General features: G+C 64.4%; 10 protein-coding genes. 3 read left to right on the top strand and 7 right to left on the bottom strand.

Annotated features, from left to right (window positions below; translation table 11 throughout):
* Positions 1-598: 598 nt before the first annotated feature.
* From XI03_RS09445 to XI03_RS09435, 3 genes are all read left to right on the top strand, one after another.
* Positions 599-2587, top strand: a complete 1989-nt coding sequence (locus XI03_RS09445; RefSeq protein WP_271591950.1) for a TonB-dependent siderophore receptor — start codon at positions 599-601, stop codon at positions 2585-2587.
* 61 nt (positions 2588-2648) lie between these two features.
* Complete coding sequence (fsrB, locus tag XI03_RS09440) at positions 2649-3938, top strand: siderophore utilization protein FsrB (protein ID WP_271591949.1); 1290 nt, start codon at positions 2649-2651, stop codon at positions 3936-3938.
* 85 nt (positions 3939-4023) lie between these two features.
* The gene (locus tag XI03_RS09435) at positions 4024-4851 is read left to right on the top strand and encodes a hypothetical protein (RefSeq protein WP_271591948.1); all 828 of its coding nucleotides are present in this window, start codon (positions 4024-4026) and stop codon (positions 4849-4851) included.
* Between the two features lie 8 nt (positions 4852-4859).
* On the opposite strand, the gene XI03_RS09430 is transcribed toward XI03_RS09435, so the two are convergent.
* Genes XI03_RS09430 through XI03_RS09400 form a run of 7 tightly spaced genes read right to left on the bottom strand, consistent with a single transcriptional unit; the run spans position 4860 to position 13736 of the window.
* Positions 4860-5855 (bottom strand): FAD:protein FMN transferase, encoded by a 996-nt coding sequence (locus XI03_RS09430; protein ID WP_271591947.1) that lies wholly within the window; start codon positions 5853-5855, stop codon positions 4860-4862.
* Positions 5852-6424: a nitrous oxide reductase accessory protein NosL gene (locus tag XI03_RS09425; protein ID WP_271591946.1), complete on the bottom strand. Its 573-nt coding sequence runs from the start codon at positions 6422-6424 to the stop codon at positions 5852-5854. Before XI03_RS09425 ends, XI03_RS09430 begins: the two co-directional genes overlap by 4 nt.
* On the bottom strand, positions 6421-7248 hold the full coding sequence (locus XI03_RS09420) for an ABC transporter permease subunit (protein ID WP_271591945.1): 828 nt from the start codon (positions 7246-7248) through the stop codon (positions 6421-6423). The genes XI03_RS09425 and XI03_RS09420 overlap by 4 nt, the downstream gene beginning before the upstream one ends.
* Positions 7245-8165, bottom strand: a complete 921-nt coding sequence (locus XI03_RS09415) for an ABC transporter ATP-binding protein (protein ID WP_271591944.1) — start codon at positions 8163-8165, stop codon at positions 7245-7247. Before XI03_RS09415 ends, XI03_RS09420 begins: the two co-directional genes overlap by 4 nt.
* Positions 8162-9517: a nitrous oxide reductase family maturation protein NosD gene (locus XI03_RS09410; RefSeq protein ID WP_028144648.1), complete on the bottom strand. Its 1356-nt coding sequence runs from the start codon at positions 9515-9517 to the stop codon at positions 8162-8164. The genes XI03_RS09415 and XI03_RS09410 overlap by 4 nt, the downstream gene beginning before the upstream one ends.
* Positions 9518-9541: 24 nt before the next feature.
* Positions 9542-11488, bottom strand: coding sequence for a TAT-dependent nitrous-oxide reductase (gene nosZ / locus XI03_RS09405; RefSeq protein WP_038974086.1), 1947 nt, complete (start codon positions 11486-11488; stop codon positions 9542-9544).
* A 22-nt stretch (positions 11489-11510) separates the two neighbouring features.
* Positions 11511-13736 carry a NosR/NirI family protein gene (locus XI03_RS09400; RefSeq protein ID WP_244439097.1) on the bottom strand — a complete coding sequence of 742 codons (2226 nt, stop codon included), beginning with the start codon at positions 13734-13736 and terminating at the stop codon, positions 11511-11513.
* Positions 13737-13948 lie beyond the last annotated feature (212 nt).

Here is a 13948-nt window from a genome sequence, read left to right as displayed (position 1 = left end):
GGTAGCGCCGACCGGCGTGGTTATTGGCAATTCTCGCGCGGTAGCAAGCTGATCGTTTCCGACCATCGCCGAATGGTGAGGGAATGTTTCTGTCTAGAAGCATTCCAAACGTGTGGAGCACGACGGCTGCGTGGACCGTACGCGGCATCGGCATGAGCGCATTCGTCGCACGCGCCGCGCACGCCTCTGGAGAGATTCTAACTTCGTTCCTATCGCACTCCCAAACCGCCTGAGTTAGGGCGGGACACCAAAAACGATACCGGCAAAGCCGGCAGTGCGTGGGGCCTCGAAAGACGTGACCGACTACCAACTTTCTTCGCGTGAATGCGCGCGTCGTGGACAGATTCGAGTGCTGCTCCTCGGGGCGGTCAGTACATTCTCGCTCGTGGTTCCCTTTGGTTCCGTGGAGGCGCAGACACAGATTCCCGCTGTCACCGTCGATGCGCCGGTTGAGCGCGCCCGTCCTGCCGCGGTTGCTTCGTCGCGAAGAGCGGCAACACGCACCTCTCGCGCCAATCGTCGCTCATCTGCGCAACCAGCCGCGCCAACCCAGTCGGCCTCGTCGAACGGCGCGACGGGCGAACGTGCCAATGGCCCGGTGCGCGGTTTCGTCGCCACGCGAAGCGGCACGGCCACCAAGACCGATACACCGTTGATCGAAACCCCGCAGTCGGTCTCCGTCGTCACCACCGACCAGGTCAGGAACCAGGGCGCGGTCTCGATCGGCGAGGCGCTGCGCTACACCGCCGGTGTCAGCGGCGACGTCAATGGCGGCTCGGACACCCGCTTCGGCGCTCTCCAGATCCGCGGCTTCGACACGACCATGTCGGGTCTCTATGTCGACGGCCTGCGAATCCCCTCGAGCAACTACGTGCACTTCAACGGCCTTGATCCCTACGGGGCGGAGCGCCTGGAGGTGCTCAAAGGACCGTCCTCGGCGATGTATGGCGGCAGCGGCACCGGCGGCATCCTCAACTACGTGACCAAGCTGCCGACAGCGCAGCAGTTCGGCGAGGTCTCGATCTCCGGCGGCAGCTTCAACCGCTATCAGGGCCAGTTCGACATGGGCGGCGCCGCCAACAAGGAAGGCACGGTGCTGTGGCGCCTCACCGGCGTCGTCCGCGACGGCCAGACCCAGGTCGACTTCACCAAGGACAACCGCGTCTTCATCGCCCCCGCCGTCACGTTCAAGCCGAACGAAGACACCACCATTACCTTGCTCGCCAACTATCAGAGGGACAGGGCAGGGTGGGGCCTTCAGTTCCTGCCGGCCTCGGGCACGGTGTGGCCGAACAACGGCCGCACCATTCCGGTCTCGTTCTTCGCGGGCGTGCCGAGCTTCAACGCGTTCAACACCGAGATCGCGACCGCCGGCTACCAGCTGTCGCACAATTTCACCGACAACATCACCTTCCGGCAGAACCTGCGTTACGCCTATCAGCACAACGAGGAAAAGGTGTTTTACGGCGGCGGCTATACCGACGAGGCAGCGGGGCAGCTCGCGCACTTCGGCAGCTACAGCAACTCCTACATCAACTCCTTTGCAGTGGACAACCAGCTCCAGGGCAGGTTCACCACCGGTATCCTCAGCCACACCACGCTGGTTGGCGTCGACTACCGTAACACATCGTTCCGCGACACCGCTTTCTCCGTCAGCACATCAGCGCCCGAGATCAACGTCTTCAACCCGGTCTACAGCTACGACTGGACCATCGGCGGCATGAGCGACAACACCGGCGTCAAGCAGTCGCAGGTCGGCCTCTATGCGCAGGATCAGATCAAGCTCGGTCGGCTGTCGTTCCAGCTCGGCGGGCGCCAGGATTTCGTGACGACGCAGGTCGACAGCGGACTCTCGAACACCTCGGTCTCGAAAGATGCGTCAGCCTTCACCGGCCGCGCCGCATTGATGTACAATTTCGACAACGGCATCGCCCCCTATTTCAGCTATTCCGAGTCGTTCCTGCCGGTGCTCGCGACCGGTCCGGCTGGACAGATGCTCAATCCCGAGACCGGCGTCCAGTACGAGGTCGGCGTCAAGTATCAGCCGCTCGGCTGGAATGCGCTGTTCACCTTCGCCGCCTTCGACCTGACCCGCGACAACGTCGTCACCTACGCGCCGCCGCTCAACTTAGCCGAACAGACCGGGCAGGTAAAATCCCGCGGCATCGAGCTCGAAGGCTCGATGTCGCTTGCCGATGGCTGGAACCTGCGCGCGGCCTATGCCTATGTCGATGCGATGGTCACGCAGGATCCTGTGAATGTCGGCAAGGCGCCGGTCACCGTGCCGCTCAATCGCGCCTCGCTGTGGAGCGACTACACGCTCCAGAGCGGACTGCTGGCAGGCCTGCAGTTCGGCGGCGGCATCCGTTATGTCGGCGCGACCTGGGGCGATGATGCCAACACCTTCAAGGTGGGATCGGCGACCGTGCTGGATGCGCTTCTTGCCTATACCCGTGACAATTGGCGCTTGTCGCTGAACGTCACCAATCTCGCGGACACGCGCTATGTCGCCGCCTGCTACAGCCTGTCCGGCTGCTTCTATGCGGAGGGACGGAAAGCCATCGGCAAGCTGACTTACCGCTGGTGAGTTCATTCTGAGGACGGTCCCGGTAAAGGCGAGCCGGACCGCTTGATGAGAGTTGACGACCATGAGAGCGATATTCGGCAGGCTGCATCGCTGGGCGGGACTGCTCACGGCCGGATTCCTGTTCTTTTCCGGCATCACCGGCGCGATCATCTCCTGGGATCACGAGATCGACGACGTTCTGAACAGCCATCTGTTCGACGTCAGCAGCAAAGGCCCGGCGATCCCCTCGATCGAGCTCGCCAAGACGATCGAGCAGCGCGATCCCCGCGCGCGCGTCGTCTACCTCTTCATGACGCCGGAGCAGGGCCATTCGCTGTGGTTCTTCGTCATGCCGCGGATCGATCCGGCGACCGGCAAGCGCTACGCCCTCGACTACAATCAGGTCTTCCTCGATCCCAACACCGGCGCGGAGCTGGGCCGGCGCTATTGGGGCGCGGTCTGGCCCGTCACGCGGGAGAACTTCGTCTCGTTTCTCTACAAGCTGCACTACACGATGCACATCCCGGAGTTCTGGGGCAGCGACCGCTGGGGCATGCGCGTGCTCGGCGTGATCGCCATCATCTGGACCATCGATTGCTTCGTCGGCTTCTATCTGACGCTGCCCTCGCGCCGGCGCGCCAAGGCGGCGCGGGCGCCTGCCGTCACGCGCCAGCTCGACCGCGGCTTCTGGGCGCGCTGGGCGCCGGCCTGGACCATCAAGACCTCCGGCAGCGCCTACCGGATCAATTTCGACATCCACCGCGCCTTCAGTCTCTGGACCTGGGGCGTGCTGTTCGTCATCGCCTTCACGGCGTTCTCGCTGAACCTCTATTTCGAGGTGTTCTCGCCGCTGATGAAGATGGTCTCGAACTACACGCCGACACCCTATGAACAGCGGCCTTATCGCGATCTCGACGATCCCATCGAGCCCAAGGTGACCTTCGCCGACATCGCCGCACGCGCCGCCGCCGACGGCAAGGCGCGGGGGTGGACGATCCCGGTCGGCTCGGTCAATTACGGCCCGGCCCATGGCGTCTATGCCGCCGCCTTCTTCCACCCCGGCGACGATCACGGCGCCGGCGGCGTCGGCCCGGCCCAGCTCTATTACGACAGCGAGGACGGCCGCCCGATCGGCGAGCGGCTGCCCTGGGTCGGTACTGCCGCCGACATCTTCGTCCAGGCGCAATTTCCGCTGCATTCGGGTCGCATCGTCGGACTGTTCGGCCGCATCCTGATCTCGATCATGGGGCTGGTGGTCGCCGCACTCTCGGTGACCGGCGTCGTGATCTGGTGGCGCAAGCGCCGCGCCCGCATCCGCGTCCGCGAGACCGCGGCGGTGCGTCTGACCCGGCAGCTGACGCCGGCGGAGTAGGGCTCCCGCAAGGTCGTTGCGGATGAACCTTCCCGCCTGCAGCGGGCACAAAGACTGGAGATCGCTCCCAGTCCGCGGACATCGAATGAAATCGCTTGCCTTGCTCTGCCTGCTCGTCCTGGCGACGCCCGTCCATGCGGCCACGCCCGAGCAGCACTATCTGGACCTGCGCGACCGCTACATCGCAAAATTCTCGAGTGCCAAGGAGAGCGACGATATCTACAAGCAGCATGATGCGGCGCTCAAGGAGCTGGCGGGCGTGCTGCGCGGCCTGGTGGGACCTGTCACGATCAAGGGGCTCCCCGCAGACGGCAAGTCGAACGTCGACACGCTCTTCAAGAGTGATATCGGGTTCGGCCATCTCGACGGGCTCGGTTTCGCTTCCGAAGGCGACAAGATGCAGGCCGTGGTGACCACCACGGGGTTGCTCACGCACTGGCTACGCGAGCATCGCGAGGGCGGCATGCCGCAGGACAACGGCGCCGCGTTCAAGTCCGACCGCTTCTATTATCAGGCGATCCAGGACGCCGCCTTCGCCAAATATGCCGAGCTGCCGATCACAAAGCCCGCATCCGCGAGCGCTGCAGTCGCCGTGCTCGGCCTGCGCGGCAATGGCGGGCTCAAGGGAGCGCCCGATGAAATCGACGTCGTCGCGATCAAGGGCGATAAAGTCTACTTCCTCGCCACATCAAACGCGGTAAAGACCGCTGAAATTCCGGCCTGCGAGCGCGTGTGGAAACAGATGATGGCCAAACCCGTCAACAAGGAGGACCCGCGTGGCGACATGGCCCGCGAGGATCAGGCCATGGACGCCTACACGACATGCTTCGCCAAGGAAGCGCCGAGCCAGAGCTGGTACGCAGCGGCCGTGAAGAAGGCGCAGAGCCAGTTGGAGCTGCTGCCGCTGCGGTAGCGCGCAGGTTAGGCCGACAATTCGACCGATCGGCCGGCCCCATCGATCAGATGCACGCGGTCGATGTCGACATGCGGCAAGAGCGATCGAATCTCATCTTCCGGCATCAGGCTGAACGCCGTCGACAATGCGTCCGCGGCGGTGGCGCTGCGGGACACAGTCGTCACGCTGCGGTAGCGGTGGGCGCAGCCGCCTGATCGGGGATCGAACAAATGGTTGAAGCGCGCCCTGGAATCGAACTGGCAGCCGTAGCCGCCCGAGGTGGACACGGCGCGGTCGACGATCGGCAGCACCGTCTTCGTGCGGCCCACGATGTCGGGATCGGCGATGCCGATCTCCCAGGGCAGTCCGTCCGGACGCGCGCCGATCGCGCGGGGTTCGCCCATGTCGACCAGGCTGCGCGAGATGCCGTGCGCCCGCAGCAGGTCGACCACCTTGTCCGAGACGTAGCCCTGCGCGATCCCGTTCAGGGTGACGGTCATGCCCTTGGGCATCACGATCCGGTCGCGGCTGATCGACAGCCGGCTGCTGCCGATGCGCGCGAGCGCGGTCTGGATCTCGGCTGCCGCAGGACCGGCCGGATCCGCGTCATCTCGCGCGAAATGGCTGGCGTAGAGATCCCACAGCGGCTGCACCGTGACATCGAACAGACCGCCCGTCAGCGTGGAATAGTGCTGCGAGGTCGCCAGCAGATCGACCATTTCGGCGGCGGGATCGATCAGGACACCGGTCCGGTTCAGCGCGACCAGGGTCGAATCGTTCAGGTAAAGGCTGAACAGCCGCTCGAGCCGCCGCGCCTCGGCACAGGCCAGCGAGATCAGCCGTTCCGCCCGGCTGCGGTCTTCGTCATGGATCTCCATCGTGGCAACCGCGCCCAGCATCGTGCCACGCCACGTCACCGTCGCGACCTCCGCACGAGCAGGATGTCCCGGGGACAGCGCGCCGAGGCCCGCTGCCGCCGCGCTGATCCGGATGAAGCGTCGGCGCGTCAGTGCTCGCGTCATGGCGTCCTCCTCGGTCGTTCGCCCGGCGGGGCTTCGGCCGCTTCGCCGGCCGCAGCGGCGCCGGTGACATTCACCGACGTCAAGACATAGTTCCGGGGCACGTCGTCGAAGCCGACGATCCTGCCGCCGTTCTCTCCGATGAACTTCTCCGCCGCCGCGCGGTCCGAGAACGGAACGGCCTCGTCTCCGCCCATGCCACTTTTGACCCGGCTCTCGATCACGTACAGCGCCTTGCGCGCCTCAATCCAGTTGTCGGCGCCGGGCTTGTCCCAGTCCGGCGCTTTGCCCATGTCGGACACGTAGATCGCCTGAATGTCCTTGGGCTCGTCCGGCAGCATGGTGAAGGCGATTGTGTCCCGCACCGACGAGAACCACACGGGCTCCATCAGGCTCGCGGCGAAGATATGGCCCTTCGGTCCCGGGTGCTCGAGCACGTTCATGCCGCAGTAATGGCCGATGTCTTCCGCGGTCATCCGATGCGGCGGCGGAATCTTCGCGGCCTGCTTCTCGTTGCAGCCCGCCAGCGCGAGCGGCACAAGCAGGGCGAGGAGGATCGTTCGGCGCCTCATAGCTCCCTCCGCGAGAAAGCGAGCGCGGCCAGCCCCAGCGGCAGCAACGTCCAGCAGAGCAGGGCGGTCAGAAGGACGGGTATCGTCAGGGATGTGGTTTGGGCAAGGCCAGCCATGCCGGCGAAGGTGCTGACATTGGCGAACCCGGTCAGGTTGATCAGCCGGTAGGCGTCGGTCGGATTCGACAGGAGCATGGCGTTGAGCACGCTCGCCGAGATGCTGCGTCCCTGATCGAGCGCAAGCACGCCCAGCAGCGCCATGTCGTAGATCAGCACCAGCAGCAGCCACAATCCGATGCAGATGCCGGCCGCCGTTCCACGGTCGCGCACGAGCGCGCTGACCAGATATCCGATGGCGACGAAAGCGGCGCCAAGCAGCACCGAGGAGCCCACCATCGCCGCGAACGCGAGAAAACTATCGCTATCGATCTGGCTGCCCGTCGCCGCCAGCGCTCCGACCGCCGCGCCGTAGCCGAGGCAGGTCGCAAAGGCGAGGACGGCGAGGTGGCCCAAGAACTTGCCGAGCAGCACCTGCCATCGCGCGACCGGATAGCTCAGCAGCAACAGCATCGTCCCCCGTTCCATCTCGCCGACGATGGCGTCATGGGAGATCAGAAGCGCGATGAGCGGAACGAGAAAAATCGTCAGGCTCGACAGGCTGACGACGACCACGTCCAGCGTGCGAACGCCGACGTTCCCGGTCGGCGCGCTGCCGAGAAAGGTCAGTGACAGGGCAAGCCCGGCGAGCAGGAGCGTTGCGGCAAGCACCCAGCGATTGCGGATGGCCTGGTGGACTTCCTTGGCGGCGATGATCAGGACATTCATGGCGCCTGCTCCGATTGCCGGAGGAAATGAGCATAGAGCTCGTCGAGGGTGGGCGGGACCACGTCGACGTCCTCGACGGAATTGCCGGCGGCCGTCGCACGATGCAGAAGCTCGATCTTCCGCTCCGGCGCGGCGTCGATCTCGACGATGTGGCCGTTCAAACGACGGCAGGCCACGTCCTTGGGCGCCCAGGGCGGCATCTCGCTCGGGGCGAGGCCGGCCACCTTGAGACGGATCCTGGTGGGCAGGCGGGCGAGGCGACGCAGCTCGTCGATCGATCCGTCCGCGACCTTGATGCCGCGGTTCATGATGATGACCCGCCCGGCGCGCTCCTCGAGCTCGGTCAGCGCATGCGACGACAGCAGCACGGTCGCGCCCGCAGCGGAGAGCCGGGCGATGATGTCGTAGAAGGTCTGGCGCAGCTCCGGATCGAGACCGGTGGTCGGCTCGTCCAGCAGCAGCACGCGCGGCTCGCCAAGCAGCGCCTGCGCGAGCCCCAGCCGCTGTCGCATGCCCTTGGAGTAGGTGCCGACCCGGCGGCGGCTGGCGGCACCGAGGCCCACGGCGTCGAGCAGCTCCAGCGACTTTGTGACCGGCTCTCGTTTCAGCCTGGCATAGAAGGCCTGCGTCTCGCGGCCGGTGAGGGCGGGGTCGAAGGAGACGTTTTCCGGCAGGTAGCCGAGCTGTCGTCGGCCGGCGAATTCGCCTGCGGCGGGATTGTCTCCGAGAACCTCAATGGCGCCGCTGGTCGGCCGGATCAACCCGAGCATGAGCTTCATGAGCGTGGTCTTGCCGGCGCCGTTGTGCCCGATCAAGGCGACCAGCTCGCCCTGGCCAAGCGTGAACGACGCACCGCGCACGGCCTCGACCCGGCCATACGCCTTGGTGACATCGCTGACGCGTACCGTGCTGGTCATCGTGTTTCCTTCGCCGAGGTCCGCGGCGGCGACACCAGCGGATGGCTGTCGACCACGCCGCCCGGCAGCAGCGCTGGAAACTGTGCCTGCGCCCAGCGGATCACCTGGACGGCAGGGCTGTTGATCAGAACCTTCGCAGCCGGCGCCGTCCACAGCACGCGATCGATGAGGTCGTTCGGCCGGTACGCCGTGTCGGCGATACCGTCGCCGTTGAGGTCGAATGCCGGATTATCGCTCCAGTAATTGCCGCGCCCCCCGGTCGACCAGTCGAGGTGCCGGGTGCCGACATATTTCACCTGGTTGGCGTTGCCGACGAAGGCGTTGCCCGTGATTTCGTTGCCTTCGGAGCCGGCCGTGAAGTGCACGCCGATGGCACAGCGTTCGAACCAGTTGTTGCGGAATTTGTTGTGATTGGTGTTGTAGATGAACACGCATTTCTCCGGGCCGCTCTTGAGAGTGGTCTCCCGTGCCTGCTGCGGAAGCATGCCTCTCTCGTCGGCGGGACCTTCCTCCGCACTCTGTGTCATCGAGCCGAGCGGGCCGCCCGTGACCCGGTTGTCCTCGATCTGGGCATAGTTCGCGTAGTTGAAGAGCATCCCATGGTCGCGGTCGTGATCGGAGGAGTTGCCGCGGATCACCAGACGGTTCGAATACATGATGGCGTAGCCGACGTGGTTGCCGATCGAGACGTTGCCGCTGACTTCGCTGTCGTTGGTGTACATGTAGTGGACTGCGAAGCGGACCTGCTCGAAGCGGTTGTCGATGAAGCGGTCCTTTCGGCTCGAAATCGTGAAGATGCCGTCGCGGCCGTAGCGGAACGTGTTGCCGGCGATGGTGACGTCGGGCGCGTTCCAGAGCGAGACTCCGTTGCCTGCCTCGCTGAGGCGCCCGCCACGCAGTCCCTCGATCTCGTTGCGGACGACGCGCGAACCCTGGGCGCCATGCACATAGACGCCGAACAGGTTTCCCACCAGCCGGTTGTCCTCGATCTTGGCGCGTTCTGCCGTCTTTTGCAGGAATATCCCGGAATTCATCTCCTGCAGGTCGCGGCCGGATGCCCGGATGGTCACACCCCGGATCGTGACGTCGGGCGCGGTGACGGTGATGACGTTGCCGGAGCCGTCGCCGTCGAGCACCGCGCCACGGCTCCCAACCAGCTCCAGGGGACGGTCGATCCGGATCGAACCGTGATATTCCCCGGGGGAAAGTTCGACGACGTCGCCGGCGCGCGCGCCATCCAGCAGCGCCTGAAGCGGCTGCCCCGGCGCAGCCGTCAACGTCTCCGCATCGGCGAAGCCGGACAATCCAGCGGCGACCAGCGCCGCCGGAAACATGCGTAAGAGAAGACCCACGAGGTCGCTCCAATCAGACCGACGTCAAACCGACTTGGGTTCGACGAACATCCGGCCCTTCATCTCCATATGCATGGCGTGGCAGAACCAGGAGCAGTAGTACCAGTAGACTCCCGGCTTGTCGGCCGTGAAAGTCACCGACGAGGTGGCCATCGGGCCGATCTCCATGTTGATGCCGTAGTTGACGATGCAGAAGCCGTGCGTCAGGTCCTCGACCGCGTCGATATTGGTGATGAAGACGGTGACCTCATCGCCTTGCTTGACCTGGAACTGATCGAGGCCATAGGCGGGCGCGGTGGACGTCATGTAGACGCGCACCTTGTTGCCGTCGCGAATGATCTTCGAATCCGCCTCCAGATTGATGCCGTCCGCCTTGGCCTGCTTGACCGCATCGGCGAACATCGGATCCGCGCGATCGTAGATCGAGATCGGGTTGATCTTCGAGCGGTGGACGATGGTCGCGTCATGCGGCTCGGCGAAGCTCGGGCCGTCGTGCACCAGCTTCATCTGATCGCCCGAAATGTCGATCAGCTGATCATTCTCGGGCTTGAGCGGTCCGACGTTCAGGAAGCGATCCTTCGAGAACTTGTTCAGCGAGATCAGCCACTTTCCATCGGCCTCCTTGGTCTGGCCCATCGAGGAATGGTTGTGACCCGGCTGGTAATGCACGTCGAGCTTCTGGATGATGGGATTGACCTTCTCACCCTTGAAAGCCCGCTTGGCGAGGTCGATGCTCCACTTGCAGACCTGGCTGTCGAGGAACAGCGTCGTGTAGGCGTTACCCTTGCCGTCATAGGCAGTATGCAACGGTCCGAGTCCCAGCTCGGGCTCCGCGACGACGACGTCGCGCGGCTTGATCTTGTCGTCGAACAGATCGTCGAATTTGCGCACGTCCATCACGGTCACGGTCGGCGAGAGCTTTCCGGCCGCCACGATGTGGATACCATCCGGAGCCGTGTTCATGCCGTGCGGATTATTCGAGACCGGAATGTAGCGGGTGTAAGCCGAGCCCTTGCGGCCGTCGATGACGGGCACGCCGTTCATTTCCTTGAAGTCGCCCTTCTTTACGGCCTCTTCGATCCGCTTGATGTTGAAGATGACGACCCAGTCCTGTTCGCTGGCGGTCATTTCGGCGAGCGTGACGCCTTCCTCGCCGTTGTAACAGGTCGCGAAGCAGTACTTGCCCTGGTAGTCGGCGTCGACATTGTCGAGATTTCCGCTGACGATCACCTGCCAGGCCACCTTCATCGTTTCGCCGTCGATCGCGCTGAAGATGGAGTGATACTGCTTGGGATCGTCGAGGACCTTGCCGTCATTGGGCAACGGCACGCCATCCTCGCCGTTGGCGAACACATAGCCCGTGCGCGGATATTTCTGCAGACGCAGGCCGTGGACCGTGTGCTGGTTCGGCAGTTCGACGATCTTGTCGCATTTCATGATGTCGAGCCGCACCCGCGCGACGCGGCTGTTGGCCTTGTCGTTCATGTAGGCATAGCGACCGTCATAGGTGCCGTCCGTGAACGAAATATGGGGGTGGTGGAGATCGCCGTTCATGAACGTGCCGCCGCGGTTCTTGAGGAATTCGCGGGTGGCGGGCTGCATGCCTTCGGTCAGAACCTTGAGGCTTTCATTGGTCTGGCCCCAGCCGGTCGCACTGCAGCGGTTGAACACCGGAACACGCATCAATTCGCGCATCGAAGGAAGGCCGATGATGCGCATCTCGCCGGACTGGCCGCTCGAGAAGAACACGTAGTATTCGTCGAGCTCTCCCGGCGCGACCTCGGTCTTCTGCACGGCCGGCCTTGCCGCCGGCGCTTTCGGAGCTGCGTTCTTGGTCTGCGCGTCGGCAGACGAGACGAAGCCGCCGTCCTTCAGCGCCACTCCGCCCGCAAGGCCTACGCCCGCCGCAGCCGCCGTCGTTCCGAGCACTGCTCGCCGGCTAACGCCCTTTGCCTGTTCGTTCTCGCTCATGATTGCCTCCTCGGCTTTCGGTTCAGTTTGGTGGTGGAGTTGCGACGGGTGACGCCACGACAGGCTTGCCGCCGGCGGTGATGACGGTCGCGGGACCCTTGCCGCCTGAGCGCATCGCGGGCGAGGACATCGCCGCGAATTTCTCGCGCTTGAGCCGCACCTGGATCATGTGCGGGCAGCGGTGATCGTCGTAATAGAGTTCCTGGCAATGCATGCAGTAGATGCACTCATTGACGTTGATGTGACCCTCGGGATGGATCGACTGCACCGGGCATTCCTTGGCGCAGCGTTGGCAGGGTGACCCGCATTCTTCCCAGCGGCGGAGCCATTCGAAGGTTCGGATGCGGCCAGGGATCGCGAGCGCGGCGCCGAGCGGGCAGAGGTAGCGGCAGAAGAAGCGTTCGATGAAGAGTCCGATGACGAGCAGGGCGACTGCGTAGGCCACGAACGGCCAGCTTCGCGAAAACTTCAGGATGATCGCGGTCTTGAACGGTTCGACCTCGGCGAACCGCTCGGCCATGTCGACCGAATAGAGCGACAAGCCGAACAGACCGAGGAAGATGATGTACTTGATCGGCCATAGCCGTTCGTGCAGCCCCCACGGCACCGTTATCTGCGGCACCTTCAGCCATTTCGCGGCCGTGTTGGTGAGCTCCTGCAGTGCGCCGAAGGGGCACAGCCAGCCGCAGAACGGGCCGCGACCCCAGAACAGAAGCCCGCCGGCCGTTGCAGCCCACAGAATGAAGATCAGCGGAGCGGCGAGGAAGAACTCCCAGCGGAAGCCCGTCACCAGCGCATTGGTAAAGGTGACGACGTTGACGACGGAGAGCTGCGCGTTTGCGTACCAGCCGAGCCAGACCAGAACGAGGGCGAGATACCCCCGCCGCACCCAGGTGTAGAACACCGGGCGGCGCACGAGCAGATTCTGGAAGAAGAAGATACCGGTGAGGGTGGCCAGCATAAACGCGGTGATGCCGATCGAGATGGTGCTCGACCGCCAGATCCGCATCCACAACGGCTCGTCTGCATCTGGGGGCGGGGCGGCCGCAGCGGTGGCCTGCTGCGAGGCCGGAGGCGCCGCGCTCTCCGGTACCGTCACCGCACGCTGCTCGCGGCGTATATAACCGTCGGGCAGGGTGTAGCCGAGATCGAAAGTCAGGAACGCCTTGTCGCGGCCGCCGAGGCTGCGTTGCACCAGCAGTTGAAGCTGCCACGGCTGCGTCGGATCCAGGGTGAACTCAGGCGGGGTGACGAACAGGCCGATTTCCCTGAACTCGGGCGCGCCGACCGCGTCCAGTGCGCCAAGACGGGTGTGGTTGCGGTCGCGGAAGCGGGTGCTGTTGCCGTCCTGCAGGATTTCGATGCGGTCGAAGATGCCGCCGCGGACATAGGCCGACCCTTTGAAGGAGTAGGGGCCGTTGCCGGCGACGACGATGGCCTGCTGCCCCGGCTTCAGGCTGTCCTTCAGCCGCTGATAGCCGTCCTCGCCGAGCAGGCTGCGGCCGATCGTGGGCGCGGTCACGAGCGCCACGTAGAGCTCGATGAAGGTATCGCTCGCTTCACCCGGTTCGGGATACTGGCCCGCCGCGGCGCTGCCGGACTTCGCAAAGGCGTCGTTGATGTCGCCGATGCCGAGATGAAGCCGGCGTACCGAGCCATCGCCGACGAGGCTCTCCCAGTCGCGCACGTCACTGCGCGCGAGATCGAGCGTCTTGACGACGGGGGGAAGGGCTGCCGAAGCCGCCGCGCCGTCGCCGCCACCGACGCGACCGCTGCGAATGAGCTTGGATGCCGCACGGACGACACTGTCGCCCATTACCAGTACGGTGACGGTCGCGCCGCTCACGATGTCGACCTGCGGCGGCTTCTCGGCACCACTTGCGACCGGCTTCATGTCCTTGCCGATCAGGGCGTTCATGGCGGCGACGATGCGGGCCTCGGGAATGCCGACCAGCACGATCGGCTCCTTGTGATCGACGAGCTTGATTCCGGTGATGACGCCTTTCGGATCGATCCCGGCCAGCAAGTGAATCGGCTTGCCCGAGTACCCGACGGAGTTCGCGAAATCGGAGTTGAGGAAGATGAATCCCTGGAGCTGGTCGCCGCGGTACACTGGTACGATGGGCGGATCGCCTTGCGGCGGGCCGAAACGGTCCGCATTCGGGAAAAATTCCGCAGGCGTAATCTTCGGCAGGTATGTTGGTAAGTCACCGGCGGCGCACGCGGGCGAAATATAAGTCAGACACATCAGCAGCAAGCCTGCGAGCGCTAGCGCTGCACGCCTCGCGAAGGCGGTATCGTCATCCGGTCGCTTCAACATATCGATACAAATGCGATTTGCGCGACGGACAGAGGCGCGCGTGCCTTGATATCTTCTTCGATGATTTGTCGCCGCTGACATGCAACACTCATCGCGCGCGACTGACTCTGTCAACCCCGCTCTTGAGATTTGTGCGTGCG

This window comes from Bradyrhizobium sp. CCBAU 65884 (assembly GCF_028128835.1).
GTDB lineage: Bacteria > Pseudomonadota > Alphaproteobacteria > Rhizobiales > Xanthobacteraceae > Bradyrhizobium > Bradyrhizobium ottawaense.
The sequence above is the reverse complement of the archived record's forward strand: the minus strand, read 5'-3'. Positions and strand labels throughout refer to the sequence as shown.